This window comes from Mogibacterium pumilum (genome assembly GCF_002243385.1).
Taxonomy (GTDB): Bacteria; Bacillota; Clostridia; order Peptostreptococcales; family Anaerovoracaceae; genus Mogibacterium; species Mogibacterium pumilum.
Window position 1 is genome coordinate 133,874 of sequence record NZ_CP016199.1, and the last position, 24,083, is coordinate 157,956.

At 42.0% G+C, this 24,083-nt stretch carries 35 protein-coding genes; all 35 read right to left on the minus strand.

All coding sequences use genetic code 11. From position 1 onward, the window contains the following. Positions 1-415: 415 nt before the first annotated feature. Positions 416-1,114, minus strand: coding sequence for a hypothetical protein (locus tag AXF17_RS00655; protein ID WP_157682508.1), 699 nt, complete (start codon positions 1,112-1,114; stop codon positions 416-418). A gap of 28 nt (positions 1,115-1,142) precedes the next feature. Further along, positions 1,143-2,798: a hypothetical protein gene (locus AXF17_RS00660; RefSeq protein ID WP_094233346.1), complete on the minus strand. Its 1,656-nt coding sequence runs from the start codon at positions 2,796-2,798 to the stop codon at positions 1,143-1,145. Continuing rightward, positions 2,798-3,091 (minus strand): hypothetical protein, encoded by a 294-nt coding sequence (locus tag AXF17_RS00665; RefSeq protein ID WP_094233347.1) that lies wholly within the window; start codon positions 3,089-3,091, stop codon positions 2,798-2,800. The genes AXF17_RS00660 and AXF17_RS00665 overlap by 1 nt, the downstream gene beginning before the upstream one ends. A 42-nt stretch (positions 3,092-3,133) precedes the next feature. Further along, entirely contained in the window at positions 3,134-3,409 is a 276-nt protein-coding gene (locus tag AXF17_RS00670; RefSeq protein WP_094233348.1) for a TIGR04197 family type VII secretion effector, read from the minus strand. Between the two features lie 25 nt (positions 3,410-3,434). Then, complete coding sequence (essC, locus tag AXF17_RS00675) at positions 3,435-7,715, minus strand: type VII secretion protein EssC (protein WP_094233349.1); 4,281 nt, start codon at positions 7,713-7,715, stop codon at positions 3,435-3,437. Between the two features lie 38 nt (positions 7,716-7,753). After that, complete coding sequence (locus AXF17_RS00680; protein WP_094233350.1) at positions 7,754-9,031, minus strand: type VII secretion protein EssB/YukC; 1,278 nt, start codon at positions 9,029-9,031, stop codon at positions 7,754-7,756. 8 nt (positions 9,032-9,039) lie between these two features. Continuing rightward, positions 9,040-9,264, minus strand: coding sequence for a hypothetical protein (locus AXF17_RS00685; protein ID WP_094233351.1), 225 nt, complete (start codon positions 9,262-9,264; stop codon positions 9,040-9,042). Further along, positions 9,233-9,763 carry a hypothetical protein gene (locus tag AXF17_RS00690; protein WP_094233352.1) on the minus strand — a complete coding sequence of 177 codons (531 nt, stop codon included), beginning with the start codon at positions 9,761-9,763 and terminating at the stop codon, positions 9,233-9,235. Before AXF17_RS00690 ends, AXF17_RS00685 begins: the two co-directional genes overlap by 32 nt. A 94-nt stretch (positions 9,764-9,857) precedes the next feature. After that, on the minus strand, positions 9,858-10,145 hold the full coding sequence (locus AXF17_RS00695) for a WXG100 family type VII secretion target (RefSeq protein WP_094233353.1): 288 nt from the start codon (positions 10,143-10,145) through the stop codon (positions 9,858-9,860). A 27-nt stretch (positions 10,146-10,172) separates the two neighbouring features. Next, positions 10,173-11,633, minus strand: coding sequence for a YhgE/Pip domain-containing protein (locus AXF17_RS00700; RefSeq protein WP_094233354.1), 1,461 nt, complete (start codon positions 11,631-11,633; stop codon positions 10,173-10,175). 259 nt (positions 11,634-11,892) lie between these two features. Next, the gene (rplQ, locus tag AXF17_RS00705) at positions 11,893-12,234 is read right to left on the minus strand and encodes a 50S ribosomal protein L17 (RefSeq protein WP_094233355.1); all 342 of its coding nucleotides are present in this window, start codon (positions 12,232-12,234) and stop codon (positions 11,893-11,895) included. 19 nt (positions 12,235-12,253) lie between these two features. Further along, on the minus strand, positions 12,254-13,201 hold the full coding sequence (locus AXF17_RS00710) for a DNA-directed RNA polymerase subunit alpha (protein ID WP_094233356.1): 948 nt from the start codon (positions 13,199-13,201) through the stop codon (positions 12,254-12,256). A 79-nt stretch (positions 13,202-13,280) separates the two neighbouring features. Further along, the gene (gene rpsD, locus AXF17_RS00715) at positions 13,281-13,868 is read right to left on the minus strand and encodes a 30S ribosomal protein S4 (RefSeq protein WP_094233357.1); all 588 of its coding nucleotides are present in this window, start codon (positions 13,866-13,868) and stop codon (positions 13,281-13,283) included. Positions 13,869-13,890: 22 nt separating this feature from the next. Then, positions 13,891-14,286, minus strand: coding sequence for a 30S ribosomal protein S11 (gene rpsK / locus AXF17_RS00720; RefSeq protein ID WP_009644391.1), 396 nt, complete (start codon positions 14,284-14,286; stop codon positions 13,891-13,893). Positions 14,287-14,306: 20 nt separating this feature from the next. Then, positions 14,307-14,672 carry a 30S ribosomal protein S13 gene (rpsM, locus tag AXF17_RS00725; RefSeq protein WP_094233358.1) on the minus strand — a complete coding sequence of 122 codons (366 nt, stop codon included), beginning with the start codon at positions 14,670-14,672 and terminating at the stop codon, positions 14,307-14,309. Between the two features lie 121 nt (positions 14,673-14,793). Then, positions 14,794-14,907, minus strand: a complete 114-nt coding sequence (rpmJ, locus tag AXF17_RS00730) for a 50S ribosomal protein L36 (protein WP_009644389.1) — start codon at positions 14,905-14,907, stop codon at positions 14,794-14,796. Between the two features lie 17 nt (positions 14,908-14,924). Next, positions 14,925-15,146 carry a translation initiation factor IF-1 gene (infA, locus tag AXF17_RS00735; protein ID WP_009644424.1) on the minus strand — a complete coding sequence of 74 codons (222 nt, stop codon included), beginning with the start codon at positions 15,144-15,146 and terminating at the stop codon, positions 14,925-14,927. A 13-nt stretch (positions 15,147-15,159) separates the two neighbouring features. Further along, positions 15,160-15,909 carry a type I methionyl aminopeptidase gene (gene map, locus AXF17_RS00740; protein ID WP_094233359.1) on the minus strand — a complete coding sequence of 250 codons (750 nt, stop codon included), beginning with the start codon at positions 15,907-15,909 and terminating at the stop codon, positions 15,160-15,162. Between the two features lie 2 nt (positions 15,910-15,911). Beyond that, entirely contained in the window at positions 15,912-16,562 is a 651-nt protein-coding gene (locus AXF17_RS00745) for an adenylate kinase (RefSeq protein WP_237049050.1), read from the minus strand. Positions 16,563-16,588: 26 nt separating this feature from the next. Then, positions 16,589-17,869: a preprotein translocase subunit SecY gene (gene secY / locus AXF17_RS00750; protein WP_094233361.1), complete on the minus strand. Its 1,281-nt coding sequence runs from the start codon at positions 17,867-17,869 to the stop codon at positions 16,589-16,591. A gap of 2 nt (positions 17,870-17,871) precedes the next feature. Next, positions 17,872-18,312 carry a 50S ribosomal protein L15 gene (gene rplO / locus AXF17_RS00755; RefSeq protein WP_094233362.1) on the minus strand — a complete coding sequence of 147 codons (441 nt, stop codon included), beginning with the start codon at positions 18,310-18,312 and terminating at the stop codon, positions 17,872-17,874. Between the two features lie 13 nt (positions 18,313-18,325). Beyond that, positions 18,326-18,508, minus strand: coding sequence for a 50S ribosomal protein L30 (gene rpmD, locus AXF17_RS00760; protein ID WP_094233363.1), 183 nt, complete (start codon positions 18,506-18,508; stop codon positions 18,326-18,328). A 13-nt stretch (positions 18,509-18,521) separates the two neighbouring features. Then, positions 18,522-19,025 carry a 30S ribosomal protein S5 gene (gene rpsE / locus AXF17_RS00765; protein WP_094233364.1) on the minus strand — a complete coding sequence of 168 codons (504 nt, stop codon included), beginning with the start codon at positions 19,023-19,025 and terminating at the stop codon, positions 18,522-18,524. 13 nt (positions 19,026-19,038) lie between these two features. Beyond that, positions 19,039-19,404, minus strand: a complete 366-nt coding sequence (gene rplR / locus AXF17_RS00770) for a 50S ribosomal protein L18 (RefSeq protein ID WP_094233365.1) — start codon at positions 19,402-19,404, stop codon at positions 19,039-19,041. Between the two features lie 19 nt (positions 19,405-19,423). Continuing rightward, complete coding sequence (gene rplF / locus AXF17_RS00775; RefSeq protein ID WP_094233366.1) at positions 19,424-19,969, minus strand: 50S ribosomal protein L6; 546 nt, start codon at positions 19,967-19,969, stop codon at positions 19,424-19,426. A 12-nt stretch (positions 19,970-19,981) separates the two neighbouring features. After that, entirely contained in the window at positions 19,982-20,380 is a 399-nt protein-coding gene (rpsH, locus tag AXF17_RS00780; protein WP_094233367.1) for a 30S ribosomal protein S8, read from the minus strand. Positions 20,381-20,448: 68 nt separating this feature from the next. Next, positions 20,449-20,634 carry a type Z 30S ribosomal protein S14 gene (locus AXF17_RS00785; protein WP_094233368.1) on the minus strand — a complete coding sequence of 62 codons (186 nt, stop codon included), beginning with the start codon at positions 20,632-20,634 and terminating at the stop codon, positions 20,449-20,451. Between the two features lie 14 nt (positions 20,635-20,648). After that, positions 20,649-21,191 carry a 50S ribosomal protein L5 gene (gene rplE, locus AXF17_RS00790; RefSeq protein ID WP_094233369.1) on the minus strand — a complete coding sequence of 181 codons (543 nt, stop codon included), beginning with the start codon at positions 21,189-21,191 and terminating at the stop codon, positions 20,649-20,651. A gap of 16 nt (positions 21,192-21,207) precedes the next feature. Continuing rightward, a complete protein-coding gene (gene rplX / locus AXF17_RS00795) occupies positions 21,208-21,513 on the minus strand; it encodes a 50S ribosomal protein L24 (RefSeq protein ID WP_094233370.1) in 306 nt (101 codons plus the stop codon). Positions 21,514-21,524: 11 nt separating this feature from the next. Further along, positions 21,525-21,899 carry a 50S ribosomal protein L14 gene (gene rplN / locus AXF17_RS00800; RefSeq protein ID WP_094233371.1) on the minus strand — a complete coding sequence of 125 codons (375 nt, stop codon included), beginning with the start codon at positions 21,897-21,899 and terminating at the stop codon, positions 21,525-21,527. A 14-nt stretch (positions 21,900-21,913) separates the two neighbouring features. Further along, positions 21,914-22,168 (minus strand): 30S ribosomal protein S17, encoded by a 255-nt coding sequence (gene rpsQ, locus AXF17_RS00805; RefSeq protein WP_094233372.1) that lies wholly within the window; start codon positions 22,166-22,168, stop codon positions 21,914-21,916. A 17-nt stretch (positions 22,169-22,185) separates the two neighbouring features. Then, complete coding sequence (rpmC, locus tag AXF17_RS00810) at positions 22,186-22,383, minus strand: 50S ribosomal protein L29 (RefSeq protein ID WP_094233373.1); 198 nt, start codon at positions 22,381-22,383, stop codon at positions 22,186-22,188. Continuing rightward, a complete protein-coding gene (rplP, locus tag AXF17_RS00815) occupies positions 22,383-22,814 on the minus strand; it encodes a 50S ribosomal protein L16 (RefSeq protein ID WP_094233374.1) in 432 nt (143 codons plus the stop codon). Before rplP ends, rpmC begins: the two co-directional genes overlap by 1 nt. A gap of 22 nt (positions 22,815-22,836) precedes the next feature. After that, on the minus strand, positions 22,837-23,700 hold the full coding sequence (gene rpsC, locus AXF17_RS00820) for a 30S ribosomal protein S3 (RefSeq protein ID WP_094233375.1): 864 nt from the start codon (positions 23,698-23,700) through the stop codon (positions 22,837-22,839). After that, positions 23,684-24,073 carry a 50S ribosomal protein L22 gene (gene rplV, locus AXF17_RS00825; protein WP_094233376.1) on the minus strand — a complete coding sequence of 130 codons (390 nt, stop codon included), beginning with the start codon at positions 24,071-24,073 and terminating at the stop codon, positions 23,684-23,686. Before rplV ends, rpsC begins: the two co-directional genes overlap by 17 nt. Between the last annotated feature and the right edge of the window lie 10 nt (positions 24,074-24,083).

The following is a 24,083-nucleotide window of genomic DNA, read 5'->3' on the forward strand; positions in this document are numbered from 1 at the left end:
AGACATAGTTCTTTCGCCACACAACCTCCGGATTTACTGTCTCGGTGATACGTTTACCTTTTGGGCTTCGGTTTGTGTAGCAACCTCACCCACCGTTTAGCCTTGTATCCGGTTTCTGTTCGTAGGCTCGATGGCTTTGCTACACCGCTTCCTTCACTTGAGCATTACTGCTTTCCGCTTGCGGTTCGCTACACTTGGCGGTAAATACCCGTGACTGGACTCTCACCAGTAAGAACTGTGCCATGCCCGGCACACTACAAATATAGGCATAGTTAGCGTGCTACCTGCAACTATGCCTATATCCTTTCATCTTCTGTTTTCAAAGATACTGCCTGTCATATATCAGAATGATTACTTTAGTCAATACAAACATGAAAGCAAAATTGTACACTCAAAAGACTATCGTGTTCATAGACTACTCAGTCCTTTTGTTATACTCTATCTGTGCATTTGTTGGTCCAATTATTTGTGTACCTTCATCGACAGTTATTATCCTTAGTTTTGGATTCTTTGACACGTCCAAAACCTTAATATTCGTATTTTTAATCCATATCTCCTCAATATTTTGATTATTTGAAATATCTAGTTCTTCAAGAGGGCCATTAACATATGTTATGTATTTCGCATTTTTCAATAATCTCAAGTCTATTTTTTTAACTGCTGTATTATATAAACTGATACTTTCGCAATTCTTATTGAGAACTACCTTATCTAGTGATTCCGTATCACTGAGATGAACACTTCTCAATTTATTATTCATACTAAAATCAAGTTCTTTTAGCTTTGATGTACTACCTCCACCAAACAACTTTATATAAAATGATTCTAGCCCTTTTACCTTACTAACATCTAGCGAATCAATTTTGGAATAGTATGGGTCTGCAAGATATATTCGCCATACGGTTGTATCACCAACCTTTGCAGGTATTATGATATCTTTCCCTGATTTATCTATATCTATCCTCGATAGACTGTAGTCTAGATTTTTATCCATATAGAACTTATCTTTATCTGTAACGAATAGATTGCAGCCACATAGCAACAACATCATGGTACATATGAATATCAGAATTTTTACTTTATTTTGTTTTTTTCTCATCTCATCTTCTCCCATTAGCTAATTTCATTAGCTGTTTATCCTTTCAAAATACATTATTTATATCATCTATGCTTTTCATTGAAACTTTATTATACATGTATGGTTTTTTATCAAGTTCATCATTAAGCCTGTCAAGCTTATCATTCGCATATTCAGGATAATTGAGCGCTTTATCCAACTTTATAGGTTCTTTACCATAGTGCTTAAAGACTTCGTTATAAAAATTAACTCTATCCGCTGTTTCGTTTGTTGGATATAGATTATATATTAGCTCTCCTTCCTTTGTTTTAGGAATTGCCATAGATGTTCTAAATTTGAAGCTATTTGACACAGTAGATGTTCCTCCAGAGTTTATTCCAAACTCTTCAGCACTTCCTGATGACTCGCCATATTTCAGACAAGTTTTGAGCACACCCATCGCCACTTTCTCACCTACTTTAACTTCTGGTGCCGCAAGACCATAGCCGACATCTAGTGTCGTCTTAATAAGCTCTTCCTTAAGATCCTTCCTAAGCAGTTTCTTTAAATACTCAACTTTATGCTTAGATAGATTATCTGCACCAAGCGTAGGTGTACTTGAAACTTCATCAGTTGTATACTCCTCATGACTTGTTATTGGTGACGCATTATTTGAGTCAGAATATCGATATTTTGTATACGTATAATGATAGTGTCCATCTTTCAATGTGATTTCCCCTATCTTATATGCATCAGATCTAGTAAGAGCCACGCTGAGTATGGTGCACCTTTCAAGCATTCTAGAGTCAACATCTTTTGGTGAGGTCATGCAGTGTTTATTCATTCTAAGATTAAGACGTGAAGCAAGCTCCCCAGCACTCTTTTTTCTCTTTAGAACACCATCAATTGTGCGTTTATAGTAATGCTTTACAACTTTATTCATATCCTCAGGATTTGCATCGAAAAGCAAGAAGTCGGTATATTTATTATATACAGCTTTCTCGACTGGCGTCATCTCTGCTATGGTCAGGTTAGAAAACTTCTTTACGAAGTCCTCATTTAGCCTGCCCTTAGATAGCATACTCTTCGTATACTTGTCTAGTAGGTCATTGTTCATTGCCACTGCCCATGCCGGCATTGTGTCATATGTGAATCCACCTTTTCCTGATTTCTCAAGTTCTGAAATGCACTTATTCAGCTCTGTGAGTGCTGATTTCGATTCTATAAATAGATTGTTCGTATTACTTTCAATCTCATCAATCTTCTTTATCTTGTTATTCAAAGCAGTAATAGCTATATCTGCTCGCTCCTTTGCTGCAGCATTTAAATTTACCTGCATCCTGCAATGTTCCGCAAGTGGGGGTGCCATCGCAAATTGAGTTTGCTTATGTCTATAGTCATCAATTCGTTCGGAGCATCTCTGCCTTATCTTCTTTTGCACATCAAGCATTGCAAGAATGCTGTCTTCATTGAGGTATTCATTGCCAACTCTTATCGACATTTCATCACAGTCTTTTGCCATATTTTCAGCAACTACGATAAACATATCCATAACTGATTCATAGCACAACACTTGATTTATCATAGCATCTACGGCTTCTCCCTTTGCTGATATTGCTTCATTTGAATATCTAGCAAGTGTCGATTTAGCCTTGCGATAACTAGAACCATATGAATCTACATTCTTTTTTATTGCATTCATGCCCATACGCATTAGCGTTGGATTAACAATTCTACCCATTAAATTCTTTCTCCTTCTTTTTCTTTGCATATTTTTCGAAGTCGCTTTAATTCTACACACATTGAATTTAGAAGCTCCTCCTGGCCTTGCTTTTCAGCAGCGAGTAGTTCCTGCTGCTCACTAAGAACACTTCTTAATGTCTTATCTGATTCCCAATAATCAATTTGACCTTCTACTCCTGCAATGTCCCTTCTTCTTTCAAAATCATCTTCAAATTGATTGTTTTCCATTTCTTTATAGAAAACCTCCATCTTTTCAAGCTGGTCATTTTGCTTATTTGTTTTGTTATACATCACTTTCACCCTTTATAATTGTTTTAAGCAATTATTTTATAGTTATTTCTTTCCAAAGCATTTGGCAACTTTATTATCAAAATCCTTAAAGCCATTATGCGCCTTTGCAATTTTTTTAGCATCTCTGTTCAATGCATTGTTCATAGCTGTTACTGCGTTGTTACAAGCCTCGTAACATTCTATGCTATTTGCGTTTCCGGCTATTGTTGTTTCATAGTCCCTTGCAGTTACTCCTTTGATTCCTATTGATGATGAAGCTACATCCGTCTCCATGCCTTTCATCAGGTTACTATTTATTAATATTTCTTTACCGCTCATATACTTCTCCCTATATAATCAAGTGTTAACTCCTTTGCATATGTGGAATTTTAACCATTGCTATAATTCCATTTTCGTATACATATGACATACCACGCTCTTTACCAAGTTCATTTTTTCTAATAGCAAATATCTGCTGCAACTGTGGATCCCCAAAGACAATGCCGCTTTGTGCGTTATCTCTCAATGTTTTAGAAACAGCATCAAAGCCTTTTAGCTTATTTGACATTGCCGTTGCATAAACATGAATCTGAGTTGCAAGACCTCTACTTAAAATTGAGTTGAATTCAGTTACTTTACTTCCAAGCGTTTCAACAAAAGTATCCACATCCTCTACTACAAGCGATATAGGCTCTAATGATGCGTAGAATTCTTTCATCTTGAGGTTTCCATCATATGTGCTGTATGCCATCTCTCTCATTTGAACGAGTTCATCAAAATTACTGATGAATTCTTCAATACCGCTTGTTGGCTCAGCATATATTACATGCTTGTACTTCTCGTAATCATCCAGATCCCTTGTTCTTGAATCGAATAACAGAATCTTACCAGAATCTAGCTGCGGTAAAATTACTTTAAGAGCATTGGTTTTTCCTGACTGAACAGGTCCCATAATTAGCCTAACTTGAGATTTATAGTCAATATAGTAAGGTGCCACTTTCTCACTATCTAGACCTATTGCGATTCGGTTATCACCGTCTACCTTGTCTAATATAATATCATTAAAGTTGACTTCATCTGGCAAGACGGAAATCTTCTCTGCTGCTGCACCTATATTTGCACTCTTAATGCTATCTACAATATGTTGCAACGCGATAATTGAATCTGATTTATGTATGCAATCAAATGGCAAAAACTCCTGCATCAGATACACATTATCCTTACTCACTAGAGCGCGCCCCTTGATATCTGACAGCTTGTATTCGCTGCGTCCGATAAGCGACACAATCTCACTCTGGTCGGACATGAAGTTGCAGATTCTAGCACCGAAGTTATTTAGTACCGCATACTTCATAGCATTTGCCCTTGTTGCCGTCACAAGTGTGTAGATTCCAACTCCGACTCCATCTCTTGTCAGCTGGGTGAAGTAGTTCTCCAGATCGTAATCGATTTCCTTGATGACATCATAATTATCGATAACTACGACAATCGCCGGCATGATTTCACTGCCGGAAGCATTGTACATCTCTAGGGTTGTAACATTATAGCGGGCGAACTTTTTCTTTCTCGCAGATATCTCATCTGAAAGAATATTCCTTAACTTCCTGAACTTCTCCGTATCGTCAAAGGAGATATAGTCGGCAACCTGTGGCAAATCCTTAAGGCCGAAAAGTGCCGTGTTACCGAAGTCCACGATGTACATGTTAAGTGTATTTGGCGAATTCTTAGCTGCGAGCGATAGAATCGCATTAGTTGCTGCTGTAGACTTTCCAACCTTGGATGTGCCGAATATCGCCATGTTTCCGGACTTCGAGAAGTCATGGGTATAGACTTCCTGCTTCTGCTTATCAGGCATGTCAATAATGCCGACATCAAACGAGGTATCAGGTAGTTCACTCACTTTGATATTAGTAATATTAGGGTTTATTATCTCCGCAGCTAGCGGTGGCAGCCATGGCTTCTTCACTTCTGTGCATGGTTCTGCTTCGTATATATCCATGATATGGTCTACAACTGCATCGAGCTGCGTAATCTTGGTTATGTCGTTCGATTCGCCGAGGCTCAGATCTTCATTGATTAGCCTGCCCTGACCGAGCTCATTGAGCACGAAAATCCTTTCGTCGGCTTCGCTCTGCTCTTTCTCAACGCTGTATGCACCTCCGCTATATGCAGATTGGAAGAGCTCAAATATCTCGTTGTTTCCTACCTGCAAATACGCACGTCCTGGATTTGTGATATTAGCTGCATCACCGCTGTGTAGAAGCTCGCGGCTATCCGCTTCGTTTTGCACCTTGAGGCACAGCTTAAATCTGGAGTTACTCCATATCTGGTCGTCTACTATACCTGTAGGTTTCTGCGTCGCGAGTATGAGATGTACACCAAGGCTTCGGCCGACTCTCGCCGTCGACACAAGCTCAGCCATGAACTCCGGCTGCTCTTTCTTGAGTTCGGCAAACTCGTCGGAGATTATAAATAGGTGTGGCATCGGCTCTGTCGCCTGACCCGTTCTGAATTTCTCCGAATATTTGTTGATGTTATTTACGCCGTTTCTATTAAATACATCCTGACGCCTCTTGAGCTCGCTCTTGATAGATGCGAGCGCTCTCATGCTCTCAGCACCGTCAAGGTTCGTAATCGTACCGAGGAGATGTGGCAGGTTCTTGAATAGGTTCGCCATTCCTCCGCCTTTGTAGTCTATGAGCAGGAACCCCACATCATGCGGATGGAAGTTGCATGCCAAAGACAGTATATACGACTGCAATATCTCCGACTTTCCGGAGCCCGTCGTACCTGCGACAAGTCCGTGCGGTCCATGCGCCTTCTCATGGAGATCGAGAGTTACGATATCCCCTTTACCACGTACACCAAGCGGCACTGATAGCGACCTATGAGTCGCGTTGCTCTCCCATAGTTCTCGTACGTCTATGTCGCTCGGCGACTTTACCCCGTATAGCTCGAGGAACGAGATATTCTCTGGAATCTGTGTAGTAACGCCTTTGTTGTGAATGAGCGGCTTAAGTCGTCTTGCAAATGTCTCGTAATCGATATTTGCCATGTCAAAAGCAAGCTTCTTGCTAACCAGAAGCCCTTCATCCATGAGAATTCTGCCTTCATTCTTCGCCTCTACTTCGAGTATCGTCTTGACGTTCTCAGGAAGATTTTTCTCTGTCTGCGTTATATAAATTAGGCTAAATCCAAGCTCGGATCCCTCCTCCTTGAGATGCTCCATGATGCTGTGATTTATAATCAGCTTGGACTCATCAATGAGGAATACATAGTGTGGTGTAAATCTAGTTTCCTTCTTCGACTCATCACGTGTCATACTTCTCGCCTTGAGCTCTCTTGTGATGTGACCGAGCACCTGATCTCTCTGATTTTCCCCTGTGATTACCCCGGAAACATTTATACTCCTAATCTCCGTATGAGGAAGCCAATGCATCCAATCATACTCTGCCTTGTTTGCCTCACCTACAACAGGAACGATGCAGACATCGTGGTAGCTCTGGAAAAATGACGTCTGTGTTACGATATCTCTAAGCCTAGCTCTACAGTAGTCGGGTCTCCCAACTATTCCAAGGTGCGACTTCTTGAGATCAACAACATATGGAATATCCTGAATGTCTTTGAAGTTGTTATAGATGGCGAGCATCTCGTTATATAACTTATCTCCCGCTCTGCCATATCCTTCATCATCGCATTCAATTTTGAAGTTCGGCGAGCCCGGTGCTGTTCCAAGAGATACTGTAAGGAAGTCGTCATCATTGAAATTCCTCTCATATATTCTGTTCGAATAGTGCTCTACCTCATCTTCAATCTTCTCAAGCGTAAGGTTGTGATATCTCTTCGATTCCTTAAATTCTTCAGTCCTATCGTAGAGCTCTTTCCTTTTGTTGAGTAAATACACCTCATAAGCTTCGGTGCGCTCCTTGTTCTCCGCAGCCTTAGCTTTCTTATCATCGAAATACGTAACGATAGTTATTATCATGGTTGCTCCTGTTGCCGCAACCATAACAAGCATAAACATTCCACGCCTCATGAACACACTCACGAGAATCGTAGCTATTATCATCACGCAGCTAGGAAGTATGCGCTTAACGAGTTCGCCTCGCTTCTGTCTCTCCTTTTTATCCGGCGCCTTAATCTGAATCTTAGCGTAAGGCTCCGTCTTAACAATTCTAGGTGAACGCTTATATATCGGAAAATCCTCGAAGCGCTCAGGCTTTTTAATATACGAAATCAGCTCAGTTTCATACGTTTCTCCACATATTCCGCATATTTCAAGCCATTCCTCGTGATATATAAATTCAGTCACACCAATTAGTAGCTTATCTCCAGGGATAAGCTCTGCCTTCGTGGTTTTTTCACCATTAACGAAGATATCTCCATGTGATTCGAGTTTTCCTTCGAAAATAACCGTATGCGGTGCATCGGCTGTAGGACGAATTATACACGATGAATCGTTACCTATCTTGATTACTTGCTTTCCTCGTGTTGATAGCGCCTCATAGTCTCTCGGCAAAACAAGCTGCATCTCGCCAGCTTCGTTAATTGTGCGTGCAAAAGGAGTGACTTCACCGAGCGACTTGCCATCGACTATCTTTTCTGTATATTTATCATTTTCAAACAATAAAAGTCTGTAATCCATGTTTGTTTCCTGCTGTAATATATTTATAGTTGATTCTCCTAATTAAGTAGCTTCGGTTCATCATTCGAGCCGTTGCTACTTGAGCTTGTGCTGCCTGCATTAGAACCACTTGCGTCTGCACTAGCTTGTGCTTCTGCAGCTGAATCTCCCGACTCATTTGCGAGACCATACTTATCTTCTTTTATTGCCTCGAGGAGCTTTTTAATATCCTCGTCCAGCTTATTAATCGTCGCTGTCTTCTTTGAGCCCGACATAGATGAATCCTTGCTAACTTGCGCACGTCTTTGAGCCAACGCAAATACGCGATGTTCATTGTCACCGAACTTCTGTGCATAGTCATCGGCCGCTAGATAATCTTCTCTACCAATCATCACCCAATAATTTAGGTAGTCCTTATTCGTCTTATATCTATTTATGGCCTTCAATATATTGTCCTTCTGCGCCGCTGTAAGCCCGCTGCTCCTTACAGCTGAAACTGCTGCCATATATCTTGCTGAGTCAGACATCCTGCCTTCATTAAGTGGTTTTAGAGTCTTTCCAACTGATCCATAGTCCTCTGCAAAATACTGCTCCGTCGCACTCAGAACCTTCTTATTAGTTCTTCCCTTTACGAAGTACTCATACCCGAGCAGCACAAGTGCGATAACCATAACGGTGCATAGAATAGGCATTAATACCTTGTGTCTTGCCATATCTTCTTTCTTCACAGTAACGAAGTTATCATCTATATGCTTCTGCTCTTTGTGAGCTGCCTCGGTTAACGCTTCTACCACACTGCTTACTGAATCTGCTGAGAGCACTTTGCTCAGCACCTCTGTCTGGGAGAATAGGTCATTTCCACCTTTCAAAAAATCTTCGTACGTATGTGTTTCATCTAGAATTGTACCCGCAAGAGCTTTGTATTCTGCTAAAAAATTATTATCATTTATCTGAAATGTCCTATCTATTACACAAGGTCTAAACCCTATGTCTGTCATTAGGTTATCCGGGTTTAGAGAAAATGAATATACATCTGCAAGTTCTTCAAGATCGCTTGCATTAATCAAAAAATCATATTTGTCGATAAGTCTCGCTCCCCTTACTCTATCGAACGTTATTAGCCCTTTAGTGTCGTATGTGAAAACATAGTAGTCATCTTCATTCATTATCTCACAAGGAACAAATCTTCTACCACTAATCGCAAGTTGTTTAATCCTATCTTCTCCAACAGGATAATCCGTCTTTAAATGTCTTATTGCATAGTTCTTCTCTACGCTATTAGCTTCTATATTAACAGCCGGAGCTACCGCAGCTTTTTGTTTCCTTCTTATCTTCATAGTCTGTACTATATCTCCGTAATCTTATCTCCTGCAAAAACTTTTTCTTCTTTGAAAGTGTTTCTCGTACTAATTACACGCTCCTGTACGGTCGATCTCATGAACGATTTACAGTTCCCGTTAAGATACCCTTGTCGCTCAAGTTCGCCTATAACATCGGCGATTCTTCTCCTATCATCTATAATTACACTCGTTTCAGTATCACCTTGCTCTATTGTTATGGATATTTTCATGTTTCTTTCTTCTCCACCTAATAAATATTACCGAGATAAGACACATCATAGTTCCTACGATAAATGCATTTATAACTTTCATTGTGTCTATACCGATGTGACTTATCTTCGAATCACTCTCTACTCCCGTGTTTACCTTCGTAAATAGCTTACCTTCATTTATAGTATCTCGAACCTCTTTATCATAGCTTCCTGTTCCTTGCCAATCTACGGCAAAAAGATTGGAAACCATTTGCTTTTGGTCCGCTTTTTTCTTTTCTTTAATATCCTTCATCCTCGCCATGCTTTCATCTGTAAAGACAGCAAATCCGTATTGAGATAGAACATTCCCCTCTTTGCCATGCTCTCCACTTATGCTTTCAGGATCTAGTGCTATACCTGTTCCATCTGCATATGTATATATGGAAGAGAATGCTGTGAACACCAGAAAAAGTATCGTTGTAATCAAAACGATACGATTCACATTACCTCTGCCATTTACTTTATCAGTAATGCTCATTATTCCTTCCTTTTAATTCTAATACGAGGTTATATTACCCTCCCAAACATCAAAAAGTCCTTCGGCACCATAAGATGCCGAAGGACAACAATGATTATCTGAACTGCCCTGCGATGTTTGAATCGAGTTCCTGTGCAGCAGCCAGAGATTGGTCAATCTGTCTAGCGATTGTCTCAACCAGTTCTCTGGTCTTGTCTAGTCCTGGCTTTAGTCCTGCAAACTGCTCAACATATGCGTTAGCAGCTGCACCTTCCCAGCTATCAGGCAGACTGTTAATAACATTCTGCATCTGTCCGATAAGACCTTCGAGCTCATTGCCCTGATTTCTGAGATTAGTTGCCGCCTGGGACAGCCCCTCTGCATTTAGTCTGATTTGTGACATGTCTTCCTCCTTAACTTTTAGTTAACATTATTTCTTTTCAACCAGCATTGTTGGCTGAATTAAAAACTTTATTACGTCGCTACTTACTCTGCCATCAACCTTTGCATTAGACAGTATCTCGCTAAACGCCTTAAGTCTTGTTCTAGTATCAAGGCTGTTTGCTTCAGCAGTCTTATTGAAGGCATTTACAGATGCATCTAGTGCTGCATGGTTTTTAATATTAGTCTCATTCAGCACCTTTACGGTATCCATTGTAAACTTGCTATTTTCTGAATATGCAGCAGTTAGCTTAGAAACATTCTCATTCTGAATCTTGTTAAGCTGTTCTGTTGTGCTATTTAGAATCTGCAAGAAGTCATCCATTCTATACTGTATTGCCTTTTCGTATGTTGCTCCAGACGAGCTTACACCAGCAGTACTGTTCTTTGTCATAATTTCAGGACTTAGTTTTGATGATAAGTTACCCATAGTCCCTTGATAGTTGTTAACAGCATTTAATAGATCAGTTTTATGATTTGCTATATCAGACGCAGATGGAGCCGAACCCGAAACTACTCTTTCTGCTTCATCCAGCTTTGTTCTGGCATTATCTAAATCAGCACGGTTTGCTCCTGTAGCAAGATATTTATCTACTTCCTCTTTGTACTTAGCTACCGCTTCTTTATATCTATTTACATTATTAATGTAGTTTACAGTAGCATCAACATCAAGCTCTACTAGATTAAGCTTCTCAAATATAGCGTTAGACAGTGTTGGCGACAATATTTCACCACGTATTGTATCGTAATTTTTAGCATATGCCTCTTTATATAATGCGTTTAAATCTGAAGCATATGCTTTCCCATTTTCAGCAAGTCTACGTGTATCCTGATTATTGTATTTAACATTCTGTTCAGGCATGTTAGGCATTCTGAAGTCAGCATTATAGTTTCCTGCTGCAAGCTTTCTTGCTGCTGCCAAGTTGCTACCATCATTATTAAAGATAGCACTTACGTTGTACTGTCCAAGTTCTACCTCATCAAGTATCGCGTTAACGTACGCATATGCAAGCTTATCATTAAATTTCTTATATGTCTCGAAGACTCGGTCAGATGTACCATCGTGAGATGCTTTATTAAGCTTGCTGCTGATCTTATATTCTAGTTTGATCGGCTGTGGATTCTTATAGTTAATATTTAAAATATTAGCCGACAAGTCAGATGGAAAGAAGATAGCTCCAGCATATGTTCCCTTTTTGATACCTTCCTCTGCCGAGGCGCTGGAAACAACCTTGTACTTCTTCTTATCAAGTGTTTTGATAAATTCTTCTGAATAGTTTACGGTCTTGCCTGAGTTCTCAACACCTATATCCTGATTGACAATAGCAATGGTACCTGCTGTTGAACCTTTCTCTTTGCTCTCGCTCCATCCCTTGGAACACCCCGTTATCATCAATGAGATAACTAGAATGAAAACCAATAGCAACGATGTGACTGTTTTCTTCTTCACTTTTAACCTACCTTTTCCGGATAAATACACTATGACACTACGTTCCTACTGAACTAAAATCACTTGTGTAAATATTCCAACACAATAATACCACACAATTTTCACAATTATATTATTATCTATAATTGCTCTTAAGTCAATACTTGTAGAAATTTTGGTATTTTCACCTTTATATTTGTGCAGTTTTTGTTCGTTAATATAAAAAGAGCCCTCCTCTCGGAGAACCCTTTATTATAATTATATCGATTAGACGACAGCTCTATACGAGCTCGAGATATACGACCTCCGCATTATCTCCCTGTCTAGGTCCTAGCTTAAGAACTCTTGTGTATCCACCATTACGCTCAGCGTACTCCGGTGCGATCTCATCAAAGAGCTTTGTAACTACATCTTCGTCGAAAACGTATGCGAGAACCTGTCTTCTTGCATGAAGATCTCCACGCTTAGCTAGAGTAATTAGCTTCTCAGCTTCACGACCTGCTTCCTTCGCTCTATCTAGAGTTGTAGTAATTCTACCTTCTCTGAATAGATCGGTTACGAGGTTTCTTAGCATGGATTTTCTGTGTGCAGAATTTCTGCCCAGCTTCTTGTAACCATTCATCAGTCTCTACTCCTTTCAGTTAGTTTTCGTCATTAGGCTTAAGGCTCAACCCGAGCTCTGTAAGCTTATTCTTTACTTCTACAAGCGACTTCATTCCGAGGTTTCTAACCTTCATCATGTCTTCTTCAGTACGCTGTGTTAGCTCCTGAACCGTGTTGATTGAAGCTCTCTTGAGGCAGTTGAACGAACGAACTGAGAGCTCCAGCTCTTCAATTGTCATCTCAAGCGCCTTCTCCTTACGAGCTTCGCTCTTCTCAACCATGAAGTCCATCTCGTTCACCTCAGAACCTAGTCCAATGAATAGGTTGAGGTGCTCCAGCATGATCTTTGCACCGATGGAAACACCCTCTTCTGGGGTGATAGATCCATCTGTCCAAAGTTCAAGCGTTAGCTTATCGTAATCAGTCACCTGCCCAACTCTTGTATTCTCAACTGTGAAGTTAACCTTCTTAACAGGTGTGAATATTGAGTCTACCGGAATAACTGCTATAGGAGTTGAATCTGTCTTATTCTGCTCTGCAGGCACATATCCTCTTCCCGAAGCGATGTTCATCTCCATTACCAAAGTTGCATTCTCTGCAAGAGTTGCAATGTGTAAATCCGGATTGAAAATCTCTGTATCGGAATCAACGATAATATCCGCCGCTGTTACTTCTCTAGCACCAACAGCATTGATAATAGCTCTCTTCTCCTCGTCGCCATTGATTCTTACAGCGAGTCTCTTGAGGTTCAAGATAATCTCTGTAACATCTTCTTTGACGCCTGGAATGGTTGAGAACTCATGAAGCACACCGTCAATCTTAACCGAAGTGATAGCTGCTCCCGGTAAAGAGCTGAGAAGAATTCTTCTCATGCAGTTTCCGAGCGTTGTACCGTATCCTCTCTCGAGAGGTTCTACAACGAACTTTCCGTACTGTCCATTTTCATCGATTTCCTTAGTAATTGTTGGCTTTACTATCTCAATCATTTTATTCCTCCCATAAATCTACTGATCTGACGATTATTAATTAATGCAATATATGCAAGCGTATTAATTAATCGAGCGACTATCTTGAGTAGAACTCAACAATGTTGTGCTCTGCGATCGGTAAATCAATGTCTTCACGGATTGGTGCTGTAACGATTTTACCCTCAAGCTTGTCAAGATCAATGCTGATCCACTGTGGAGTTGTAATAACCATATCCTTAAGCTCTTTGAACTTAGGAGATGACTGAGACTTTTCCTTTACAGTGATTACGTCTCCAGCCTTGAGTTCCATTGAAGGAATGTTGGCCTTTTTGCCATTAACTAGGAAATGTCCGTGGTTAACGAGCTGTCTAGCTTCTCTTCTTGTAGCTGCAAAACCCATTCTGAATACAACGTTGTCGAATCTGCTCTCTAGCATTACGAGAAGGTTTGTACCAACCTGTCCAGGTCTCTTTTCAGCTTTAGCATATAGATTTCTGAACTGCTTCTCCTGAAGCCCGTATACGAATTTAACCTTCTGCTTCTCGTTGAGCTGAAGGCCGTACTCGCTCTTCTTTCTTCTGCTCTGCTGAGCCTGTCTCTTAGATTTTTTATTTATACCCATGTACTGTGGCTCAATGCCTAGTGTCTTAGCTCTCTTCAGTACCGGTTCTCTATTTCTAGCCATGTATTGTTACTCCTCCTTCCGCTTAGACTCTTCTCTTCTTAGGTGGCCTGCATCCATTGTGAGGAATAGGCGTAATGTCCTTAATCATTGTTACATTGAGTCCAGCAGTCTGAAGTGCTCTGATAGCAGCTTCTCTACCGGATCCAGGACCCTTTACGTATACCTCTACTGTCTTTAGACCATGCTCCATAGCTGCCTTTGCTGCAACTTCAGCAGCGCTCTGTGCAGCAAAAGGTGTCGACTTTCTCGAACCTCTGAAGCCATTTGAGCCAGCGCTTGACCATGATAGTGCGTTTCCGTCCATATCTGTTAGAGTAACTAGTGTGTTGTTAAATGTGGACTGGATGTGAGCCTGGCCTCTTTCAACGTTTTTACGTTCTCTTTTCTTCTTTCTAACTGTCTTCTTAACAGCTGCCATATTTCTCTACCTCCTTGTCCTTATTTCTTCTTGCCAGCAAGACGCTTAGGACCCTTACGAGTTCTTGCGTTTGTCTTGGTCTTCTGGCCTCTAACTGGGAGACCTCTTCTGTGTCTGATTCCTCTGTAGCTTCCGATCTCCATCAGTCTCTTGATGTTGAGGGAAACTTCTCTTCTTAGATCACCTTCTACGATATGTTCAGTCTCAATGACCTTTCTAATCTTTCCGGCATCTTCTTCTGTAAGATCTCTTACTCTGATGTCACCATCCACTCCTGCTTTAGCGAGGATGTCCTTGGATGTTACTAGACCGATTCCATAGATATAAGTAAGACCGATTTCGATTCTCTTATCTCTAGGTAGGTCAACTCCGGCAATTCTTGCCATTTCTTCCTCCTTTCCTATCTTCCGTCACCAACCCGGGGGTGATATAGACAGGGGTTACGTTTAATAAAGCTGTACTGAGTTCCCGGCAAAACAGCACGTTATAATATTATAACCTATTTTATTAGCCTTGTCTCTGCTTATGCTTAGGATTTTCACAGATTACCATGACTTTTCCATGTCTCTTGATTACCTTGCACTTTTCGCAAATTGGCTTTACTGAAGCTCTAACTTTCATATTAGCTCCTCCTTTAATTAGTTCTTATCACGCCACGTGATCCTCCCACGTGTTAAATCATAAGGTGATAATTCTACCTTTACTTTGTCACCCGGTAGAATTCTGATGTAATTCATTCTGATCTTACCGGAAATGTGGGCGAGGACTTCGAAGCCGTTCTCTAGCTTTACCTTGAACATAGCGTTTGGCTGTGCGTCGATGACCGTGCCCATTACTTCTATCGAATTCTTTTTCGACATAAATTCAGTCTCCTTATATCAACGTGAGCAGCTCAGGCTCTCCGTCTGTGATTACTACGGTATTCTCATAGTGAGCCGCCAGTAGTCCATCGTCTGTAACGACTGTCCAGTCATTACCTAGAACTCTGGTTCCGTAGGAACCCTGTGTAATCATCGGCTCAATTGCCAGAACCATTCCCTCCTTGAGGTGTGGTCCAGTGTGAGCATCCCCATAATTAGGAACCTGTGGATCTTCGTGAAGATCGCGTCCGATCCCGTGTCCTAAATACTCTCTAATGACACCGAATCCGTTGGACTCAGCATATTCCTGAATAGCGTGTCCTATGTCGTGTAGTCTATAACCTACCATCGCATACTTTATGCCTTCAAAAAAGCTCTGCTTTGTTACTTCAATCAGTTTACGAGCCTCGTCACTGATTTCGCCTACAGCATATGTTCTGGCTGCATCGCTACAATAGCCCTTGTATGTTGAACCTGTATCAACGCTTACAATATCGCCTTCCTTGAGCACTCTATCTCTGGAGGGGATTCCATGTACTACCTCGTCATTAACAGATACGCAAGCCGCACCAGGAAATCCGCCATATCCCTTAAAGGTTGGCTTCATCTTATAGTGGAGAATTCTCTCCTCTACAAAATTATCGATTGCGTGTGTAGTCACGCCAGGTTTGATGAATCCTTCGACATCTCGAAGGATTTCACCTGTAACCTTAGCTGCTTCACGCATGATATCAATTTCTCTTTTCGACTTAATTATTATCATGACTAATTTGCCTCTATTGCCTTTACGACATCTGCGAAAACCTCATCGTGAGTCTTCTCTCCGTCGAAGTTGGCGAGCACGTTCTGCTGCTCATAGTATCCGATGAGCGGAGCAGTTTCGTTCTCGTACACGTTAATTCTGTTTTCTACAGTTTCGCGATTATCATCCTTACGCTGGATTAGCTCTCCACCGCAAGTATCGCAAATTCCTTCCTTCTTAGGCGGAACATTCATTACATGGTAGCTTGCACCACAGGATTTGCATACGCGTCTTCCTGCGATACGCTCGACGAGAACGTCCTTTCTAACTTTGAAGTTAAGAACTATATCTAGCTTTTGACCGTTATCAGATAGGAATTTATCTAGCTGTTCGGCCTGGAAGATAGTTCTTGGGAATCCGTCTAGGAGAAATCCCTCTTTGCAGTCATCTTTCTGAAGTCTGTCTGTAACCAGATCAACTACTAATTCATCCGGTACTAACTTTCCTTCATCCATATATCCCTTTGCCTTTTTACCAAGCTCTGTTCCTTCCTTGATGTTAGCGCGGAATATATCTCCTGTAGAGATATGTGGAACATTGTACTTTTCAATTACCTTAGCCGCCTGTGTGCCTTTACCGGCTCCAGGAGGACCAAGTAAAACAGTTCTTAACATGTTGTGTGCCATCCTTTCCTAAACGATTATTTAAGAAATCCTTGATAATTTCTATTGAGCATTTGATTCTCAATCTGCTGCACTGTATCTAGAGCTACACCTACTGCGATAAGGAGTGATGTTCCACCGAACGAAAGCTTTAACGGTGTGAATTCACTAATTACAGTTGGGATAGTAGCTACGCACGCCAAGAATATTCCTCCTACGAGGCACAATCTCGACATGATTCTGGATAAGTATTCCTCAGTTGCTGCACCAGGTCTAATTCCCGGAACGAAACCGCCGCTCTGTCTCATATTATCTGCAACTTCTTCTGGCTTAAAAGTAATAGCCGTATAGAAGTATGTGAAAAACAGTGTCAGTGTGATATTTAATATTGCGTAAATCCAAATTCCTGGATCCCCTGATGGTGATAGGTACTTCGACATCCACTGTGCAAATGAAGACTGTGGAACGAAGTAAGTTATCGTCAGTGGGAACTGAAGCAGAGACAGCGAGAAGATAATCGGAATTACTCCTGCCTGGTTAACCTTAATTGGAATATGGGTTGACTGGCCGCCGTACATCTTTCTTCCAACCATACGCTTTGCGTACTGTACTGGAATCTTTCTTGTTCCCTGCTGCATCAGTATGATAACGACAGTAATTAGTACTGCCACAACTACTAATGCAATAACAGCAACTACACTTAGTGCTCCTTCTTTCACCTGCGTGTGAATTCCTCTAACTGCTGTTGGAATTCTTGCGATAATGCCGCCGAAAATGATCATCGAGATGCCGTTTCCGACACCGTATTCGTTAATCTGTTCTCCTAGCCACATTAGGAACGCGGTTCCTGCTGTCAGGACTGTAATGATTACGATCATTGAGAAGGCATTCTGGTTAACAATCGCTCTTCTGAAAAGACCAATCGTCAAACCTGTTGCCTGAACCAATCCTAACACTATGGTTAAATATCTCGTAATTGTCGCCATTTTCTTACGGCCTTCGTTTCCTTCCTTCGAGAGTCTCTCAAAGTACGGGAAGGCTATTGTAAGAAGCTGGACGATAATAGAAGCGGTTACATATGGAGTGATGCTCAAAGCAAATATTGTGAAATTGCTGAAAGCTCCTCCGGAAAATAAATCAAACAAGTCGAGAAGCCCTGTCTGACCCTGAAACATCTGAGCAAGATAATCTCTATTGATTCCTGGAACTGGAATATTGGATCCTATTCTGAAAACAAGTAGTATCACGAGTGTAAAAAGAATCTTCGAACGAATTTCTTTTACACGCCACGCATTAGAGAGTGTCTTGAGAAGTCCCATGATTAGATAACCTCTGCCTTTCCGCCTGCTTTTTCAATCTTTTCAGCAGCGCTCTTGCTGAATTTCTCAGCCTTTACAGTTAGCTTCTTCTCTAGTTCGCCGTTTCCTAGAACCTTAACGCCATCCTTAACCTGCTTAACAAGTCCTGACTGAAGCATTAGGTCGAAATCTACGACTGTACCATCTTCAAATCTGTTTAGATCTGCAATATTAACTTCTGCATATTCCTTAGCGAAACGATTGTTAAATCCTCTCTTAGGAATTCTTCTGTATAGTGGCATCTGACCACCCTCGAAGCCCAGACGAACACCGCCGCCGCTTCTGGAGTTCTGACCATTCATACCTCTGCCGCCAGTAGTTCCGAGACCGGTACCCTGACCGCGACCTCTTCTCTTGCGAGCCTTGGTTGCACCCTCAGCTGCCTTTAATTCGTGAAGTCTCATTGTCCTGCACCTCCTATAGCTCTTCTACATCTAGAAGATGAGAAACCTTAGCAATTGCGCCGCGTGTTGCGGACGAATCAGCTAGCTCAACCGAATGATGTAGCTTCTTGAGGCCAAGAGCTTCTACTGTCTTCTTCTGCTTAGGAGTTGCGCCAATAACACTCTTAACTAAAGTAATCTTTAATGCCTTTGCCATTTGCGTCTTCCTCCTATCCTAAAATTTCTTCAGGTGTCTTACCACGACGCTTAGCAACTTCTTCTACAGTTGTGAGACTTCTTAGTCCCTCTAGAGTTGCAAGTGCCATGTTTCCTGTGTTGCTTGAACCAAGCGACTTAGCTCTAACGTCCTTGAGTCCGCAAGCTTCTAGTACTGTACGTACGGATGAACCTGCGATAACTCCAGTACCTTCTGCTGAAGGCATGATTAAAACTTTGCCTGCTCCGAAAATTCCTACAGTCTGGTGAGGAACTGTTGTTCCTACCATAGGTACGAATATTAGTTTCTTCTTAGCATCTTCAGTTGCTTTTCTTACAGCTTCAGGAATTTCCTGAGCCTTTCCAAGGCCAATACCTACGTGGCCTGCACCATCTCCAACTACTAGAGTAACGGAGAACTTCATGTTCTTTCCGCCCTTTACAGTCTTCGAAACACGTCTGATGTTTACGATGGTTTCAGTAAGTTCAAGCTTAGATGCATCTATTCTCGTGCGCATTCTGTATCCTCCCTTAGAATTCTAATCCTGCTTCACGTGCACCATCAGCGAGTTCCTTAACTCTGCCATGATAAAGGTATCCGCCTCTATCGAAGCAAACCTCTTTGATGCCCTTAGCTACAGCTTTTTCGCCTACCGCTTTGCCTACCTGCTTAGCTGCGTCTTTATTTCCACCGTTTGCAATGTTTGCCTTAAGCTCCTTATCGAGAGACGATGCGGAAACAAGAGTTGTTCCATTAACGTCATCTATGACCTGAGCTGAAATATTGCTGTTCGATCTAAATACGCACAGTCTTGGCTTCTCGGGAGTTCCAAAAACGTCTTTTCTGACTCTGGCATGTCTCTTGAGTCTTCTGTCATTTCTGCTTGCTTTTGCCATTTCTCAAATCCTCCCTTCTCTATGCGGAAGCTCCGCTCTTTCCTTCCTTCTTATGTACAACTTCTCCATCGTAGATGATTCCCTTGCCCTTATATGGCTCAGGCTTTCTCCAAGCTCTGATATTAGCAGCATAGTTTCCTACCTCTGCCTTATCGCAGCCCTTGACTAGGATTGTAGTTGCATCAGGAGTCTCAGTTGTGATTCCTGCTGGATCCTTCATCTCTACCGGGTGCGAGAAACCTAGCTTCATAACGAGTGTATCGCCCTGCTTTGCAACAGTATATCCAACACCGTTAACTGTCATCTTTATTTCGTAACCCTTGGAAACACCCTCAACCATGTTGTTGATAAGTGTTCTTCCGAGTCCGTGCTGAGCCCTGTTCTGCTTCGAATCGTTTGGTCTCTTAACAGTTAGAACGTTCTCTTCGATTTCAACTGTTAGATTCGCATCGATTGGCTGGCATAGCTCGCCCTTAGGACCCTTTACCTTAATTACATTATTTTCCTCAACCGTTACTTCAACGCCTGTAGGAATTGTAATTGGTCTAACGCCTATTCTTGACATATTTTATACCTCCTACCAAACGTAACAAATAACTTCGCCGCCAACTCCGAGCTTGCGAGCTTCCTTATCGCTGATAACACCCTTTGATGTTGAAACGATTGCGATTCCTAGACCGCCGAGTACCTTAGGTACCTGGTCAGCCTTTGCGTAAACTCTGAGACCTGGCTTCGAGATCTTCTTGATCCCGTAGATTGTCTTTTCCTTATTTGGGCCGTACTTTAGCTCTACAGTGATAGTTCCCTGTGCATTGTCCTGAGCTACTGTGAAGTCCTTGATGAATCCCTCGTTCTTAAGGATTTCTGCGATAGACTTCTTCATCTTGGACGCTGGGATTTCTACCTTAGCGTGTCCGGCTGTGTTGGCATTTCTAATTCTAGTTAGCATATCTGCTATTGGATCTGTCATTGCCATTACAGTGTTTCTCCTTTCTCCACGTGGTTCCTGCACGCATTATGCGTGACAGGCCTGCGCAAAATAACTTACCAGCTTGCTTTTCTTACGCCTGGGATTTCACCCTTGTAAGCAAGCTCTCTGAAGCAGATACGGCAGATGCCATACTTCTTCAGAACCGAATGTGGTCTTCCACAAATCTTGCATCTTGTATAAGCCCTTGTTGAATACTTAGGCTTTCTGGTCTGCTTAACTTTCAGTGAAGTCTTAGCCATGTTCCCCTCCTAAATTACTTCTCAAAAGGCATTCCGAGGAGCTCAAGTAGTGCCTGTGCTTCCTCATCTGTCTTAGCTGTTGTAGTGAATACAATGTTCATTCCCTTGATGGTCTCTACATCATCATAAACGATTTCCGGGAAGATGAGCTGCTCTCTAATTCCCATGGAGTAGTTACCTCTTCCATCGAATGAATTTTTGCTTACACCCTTAAAGTCTCTAACTCTAGGAAGAGAAAGATTGAAGAACTTATCTGCAAATGCATACATTCTGTCGCCTCTTAGAGTAACCTTAGCTCCTACCGGCATGCCCTGTCTAACTTTGAAGTTAGCGATGGACTTTCTAGCCTTTGTAACAACTGGTCTCTGTCCGGAGATGAGTGAAAGTTCCTTTACAGCGCTCTCGAGGATCTTTGAATTATCCTTAGCTTCGCCAAGACCCATGTTGATTGTGATCTTCTCCAGCTTTGGTACTTCCATTGCATTGGAGTAATTGAACTTTTCCTTAAGTGCTGCAAAAACACTCTCGTCATACTTTGTTCTTAGTCTATTTGCCACTGTCTCTCCTCCTTTCCTAGTCTACTACGGCATTGGTCTTCTTTGAGTATCTAACCTTCTTGCCGTTCTCAATCTTAGTTCCAAGTCTTACACCCTGCTTGCTCTCCTTTTCGTAAAACATAACATTTGATGCATCGATAGGACCTTCTACGTGCTTAATCTCGGATGTGGATGTTCTTGTAGCCTTTGCGTGCTTAGTCTGCACGTTAACGCCCTCAACAACAACCTTGTTAGCCTTTGGAATAGCTCTTAGAACTGTTCCTACCTTGCCCTTATCCTTGCCCGAGATAACTACTACTGTATCGCCTTTTCTAATCTGCATTTGTACACCCCCTATAATACTTCCGGTGCCAAAGACACAATCTTCATAAAGCCGTTATCTCTAAGTTCCCTAGCAACAGGTCCGAAGATACGTGTTCCTACAGGGTTCTTATCGCTTCTGTCTTTGATAATTACAGCAGCATTCTGGTCAAATCTTACGTAGCTACCGTCATCTCTTCTAGTACCACTCTTCGATCTAACAACTACTGCCTTTACAACGTCACCTTTCTTAACAACTCCACCTGGAGCAGCATCCTTAACGGAGCAAACAATGATGTCTCCAATATTCGCATACTTGCGGCCTGTACCACCAAGGATACGAATGCAAAGGAGCTCCTTCGCTCCGGAATTGTCGGCAACTCTCAATCTTGTTTCTGTCTGTATCATGATTTGTCGCCTCCCTATTTAGCTTTTTCAACGATTTCGACAAGTCTCCATCTCTTATCCTTTGAAAGAGGCTTTGTCTCCATAATTCTTACTCTATCGCCGATGCCACACTCGTTGTTCTCGTCGTGAACCTTGAACTTCTTAGTTCTCTTAACAGCCTTACCGTAAAGAGAATGTCTTACTGAATCCTTTGTAGCAACAACAATTGTCTTATCCATCTTGTCGCTTACAACTACTCCAGTTCTGGTCTTTCTGCTATTTCTTTCCATTGTACATCCTCCTTCCTTTAAGCTTCAGGCTTTTCCATTTCCCTGATTATGGTCTTAACTCTGGCAATATCTCTTCTGATTTCTCTCATCTTCACAGGATTGTCGAGCTGTCCGGTAACGTGCTGGAATCTCAGATTGAATAGCTCCTGCTTCATTCTTGCGAGCTCGGCGGTTCTCTCCTGATCAGTCATTTTTCTTATTGTATTCAGATCCATTATTCGTCACCACCCTTTGCTTCCTGGTTCTTGACAACGAACTTGCACCTTACTGGTAGCTTGTGAGAAGCAAGTCTCAAAGCTTCTTTAGCCTGTGCTTCAGTTACGCCCTCAAGCTCGAACATTACTCTTCCCGGCTTAACTACTGCCACCCAATACTCAGGTGAACCCTTTCCGGAACCCATTCTAACTTCTGCTGGTTTCTTTGTGATTGGCTTATGTGGGAAAATTTTGATGTAAACCTTTCCACCTCTCTTGATGGATCTTGTCATCGCGATTCTGGCAGCCTCGATCTGCTTTGAGTCAATCCATGCTGGCTCTTCAGCAACTAGACCGAACTGACCATATGTAACGGTGTTACCCTTTGTTGCAACACCCTTCATTCTGCCTCTGTGGACTCTTCTGCGTTTAACGCGCTTTGGCATTAACATGGCAAGTCTCTCCTTTCTATGATTATTCTTCTGTTCCCTGTGCAGTTTCAACTACTTCAGGAGCAGGAGCCGCCTCAGTTGCCTTTGGTGCCTTTCTAACCCTTGTAGTTGCCGGCTTCACCTCTGGTCTGCTTTCGCGGTTATCATTTCTTCTGTTTCCGAAGCTTCTCTTCTTATCTCTCTTATCATTTCTTCTCTGCTTACGATCTCTTCTATCGTTCTTGGACTGCTCTGTAATAGCCTCTTTGAGACCCTTGTCTAGAATCTCTCCGTGGTTTAGCCAAACCTTAACACCTATCTTTCCGTAAGTAGTGTCAGCCTCTGCGAATCCGTAGCCGATATCAGCTCTGAGAGTGTGTAGAGGAACATTTCCTTCGCTATACTTCTCGCTTCTAGCGATCTCGGCACCACCAAGTCTTCCGGAAACAAGAACCTTGATGCCCTTAGCTCCAGACTTCATTGTTCTCTGGATTGCGGACTTCATAGCTCTTCTGAAAGAAACTCTTCTCTCGAGTGCCTGTGCAATGCTTTCAGCTGTTAGCTGTGCATCAAGCTCAGCTCTTCTAACCTCTTCGATAGAAATATCTACAGTCTTACCTGTTAGCTTAACGAGGTTCTTCTTGAGCTCGTCAATTCCATCTCCGGATCTTCCGATTACCATTCCTGGTCTAGCTGTTGCGATGATTATCTTTACCTTGTCAGCTGCAGGTCTCTCAATTACGACACTTGCAACGCCGGCAGCGTAAAGTTTCTTCTTAACGTAGTTTCTAACCTTGTTGTCTTCAACTAGGAAATCAGCGAAGTTGCTCTTGTCGGCGAACCACTTTGAGTTCCAATTCTTGTTGACTCCAACTCTGAATCCATGTGGATTAACCTTCTGACCCATCTGGCTGACCTCCTTCTACTGTTTCTACTGCCTTAACTGCTTCTCTCTCCTTAAGAGTTACACCAATGTGGCTTGTTCTCTTGAGGATCATGGATGCTCTACCCTGAGCTCCTGCTCTGAATCTCTTCATTGTAGGACCCTGATTTGCATAAACTTCAGCAATGTATAGCTCGTCACGGTTCATGTCAAAGTTGTTTTCAGCATTTGCTGCTGCGGACTGAACAACCTTCTCTACAAGCTCTGCGCCCTTTCCAGGTGTGAACTTGAGGATTGTTAATGCCTCGTTCAAATCTTTTCCTCTTACTAGGTCAGTAACAGGCTTTAGTTTGCTAGGAGACATTCTTACATATTTAGCAATTGCTTTTGCTTCCATATCAGCTTCT

Excerpts from the sequence above, each read along its gene's own strand:
- rpsQ (WP_094233372.1), bottom strand. The coding sequence starts at position 22,168 with ATGGAAAGAAATAGCAGAAAGACCAGAACTGGAGTAGTTGTAAGCGAC.
- rpsC (WP_094233375.1), bottom strand. The coding sequence starts at position 23,700 with ATGGGTCAGAAGGTTAATCCACATGGATTCAGAGTTGGAGTCAACAAG.
- AXF17_RS00745 (WP_237049050.1), bottom strand. The coding sequence starts at position 16,562 with ATGTTAAGAACTGTTTTACTTGGTCCTCCTGGAGCCGGTAAAGGCACA.
- rplV (WP_094233376.1), bottom strand. The coding sequence starts at position 24,073 with ATGGAAGCAAAAGCAATTGCTAAATATGTAAGAATGTCTCCTAGCAAA.
- essC (WP_094233349.1), bottom strand. The coding sequence starts at position 7,715 with ATGGATTACAGACTTTTATTGTTTGAAAATGATAAATATACAGAAAAG.
- infA (WP_009644424.1), bottom strand. The coding sequence starts at position 15,146 with ATGTCGAAAAAGAATTCGATAGAAGTAATGGGCACGGTCATCGACGCA.
- rplP (WP_094233374.1), bottom strand. The coding sequence starts at position 22,814 with ATGTTAATGCCAAAGCGCGTTAAACGCAGAAGAGTCCACAGAGGCAGA.
- AXF17_RS00685 (WP_094233351.1), bottom strand. The coding sequence starts at position 9,264 with ATGAAAATATCCATAACAATAGAGCAAGGTGATACTGAAACGAGTGTA.
- rpsH (WP_094233367.1), bottom strand. The coding sequence starts at position 20,380 with ATGGCAATGACAGATCCAATAGCAGATATGCTAACTAGAATTAGAAAT.
- AXF17_RS00690 (WP_094233352.1), bottom strand. The coding sequence starts at position 9,763 with ATGAGCATTACTGATAAAGTAAATGGCAGAGGTAATGTGAATCGTATC.
- rpmD (WP_094233363.1), bottom strand. The coding sequence starts at position 18,508 with ATGGCAAAGGCATTAAAGATTACTTTAGTTAAGAGTGTTATTGGCGCA.
- rplF (WP_094233366.1), bottom strand. The coding sequence starts at position 19,969 with ATGTCAAGAATAGGCGTTAGACCAATTACAATTCCTACAGGCGTTGAA.
- AXF17_RS00665 (WP_094233347.1), bottom strand. The coding sequence starts at position 3,091 with ATGTATAACAAAACAAATAAGCAAAATGACCAGCTTGAAAAGATGGAG.
- rpmC (WP_094233373.1), bottom strand. The coding sequence starts at position 22,383 with ATGGATCTGAATACAATAAGAAAAATGACTGATCAGGAGAGAACCGCC.
- secY (WP_094233361.1), bottom strand. The coding sequence starts at position 17,869 with ATGGGACTTCTCAAGACACTCTCTAATGCGTGGCGTGTAAAAGAAATT.
- AXF17_RS00695 (WP_094233353.1), bottom strand. The coding sequence starts at position 10,145 with ATGTCACAAATCAGACTAAATGCAGAGGGGCTGTCCCAGGCGGCAACT.
- rplQ (WP_094233355.1), bottom strand. The coding sequence starts at position 12,234 with ATGAATGGTTACAAGAAGCTGGGCAGAAATTCTGCACACAGAAAATCC.
- rpsE (WP_094233364.1), bottom strand. The coding sequence starts at position 19,025 with ATGCGCACGAGAATAGATGCATCTAAGCTTGAACTTACTGAAACCATC.
- AXF17_RS00680 (WP_094233350.1), bottom strand. The coding sequence starts at position 9,031 with ATGAAGATAAGAAGGAAACAAAAAGCTGCGGTAGCTCCGGCTGTTAAT.
- rpsD (WP_094233357.1), bottom strand. The coding sequence starts at position 13,868 with ATGGCTAGAAATAGAGAACCGGTACTGAAGAGAGCTAAGACACTAGGC.
- AXF17_RS00670 (WP_094233348.1), bottom strand. The coding sequence starts at position 3,409 with ATGAGCGGTAAAGAAATATTAATAAATAGTAACCTGATGAAAGGCATG.
- map (WP_094233359.1), bottom strand. The coding sequence starts at position 15,909 with ATGATAATAATTAAGTCGAAAAGAGAAATTGATATCATGCGTGAAGCA.
- rplR (WP_094233365.1), bottom strand. The coding sequence starts at position 19,404 with ATGGCAAAAGCAAGCAGAAATGACAGAAGACTCAAGAGACATGCCAGA.
- AXF17_RS00785 (WP_094233368.1), bottom strand. The coding sequence starts at position 20,634 with ATGGCTAAGACTTCACTGAAAGTTAAGCAGACCAGAAAGCCTAAGTAT.
- AXF17_RS00660 (WP_094233346.1), bottom strand. The coding sequence starts at position 2,798 with ATGGGTAGAATTGTTAATCCAACGCTAATGCGTATGGGCATGAATGCA.
- rplX (WP_094233370.1), bottom strand. The coding sequence starts at position 21,513 with ATGCAGATTAGAAAAGGCGATACAGTAGTAGTTATCTCGGGCAAGGAT.
- rplO (WP_094233362.1), bottom strand. The coding sequence starts at position 18,312 with ATGAGACTTCACGAATTAAAGGCAGCTGAGGGTGCAACCAAGGCTCGC.
- AXF17_RS00655 (WP_157682508.1), bottom strand. The coding sequence starts at position 1,114 with ATGGGAGAAGATGAGATGAGAAAAAAACAAAATAAAGTAAAAATTCTG.
- rpmJ (WP_009644389.1), bottom strand. The coding sequence starts at position 14,907 with ATGAAAGTTAGAGCTTCAGTAAAGCCAATTTGCGAAAAGTGCAAGGTA.
- rplN (WP_094233371.1), bottom strand. The coding sequence starts at position 21,899 with ATGATACAGACAGAAACAAGATTGAGAGTTGCCGACAATTCCGGAGCG.
- rpsK (WP_009644391.1), bottom strand. The coding sequence starts at position 14,286 with ATGGCAGCTGTTAAGAAGACAGTTAGAAAGAAGAAAAGAGAACGTAAA.
- AXF17_RS00710 (WP_094233356.1), bottom strand. The coding sequence starts at position 13,201 with ATGATTGAGATAGTAAAGCCAACAATTACTAAGGAAATCGATGAAAAT.
- rpsM (WP_094233358.1), bottom strand. The coding sequence starts at position 14,672 with ATGGCAAGAATTGCCGGAGTTGACCTACCTAGAGATAAGAGAATCGAA.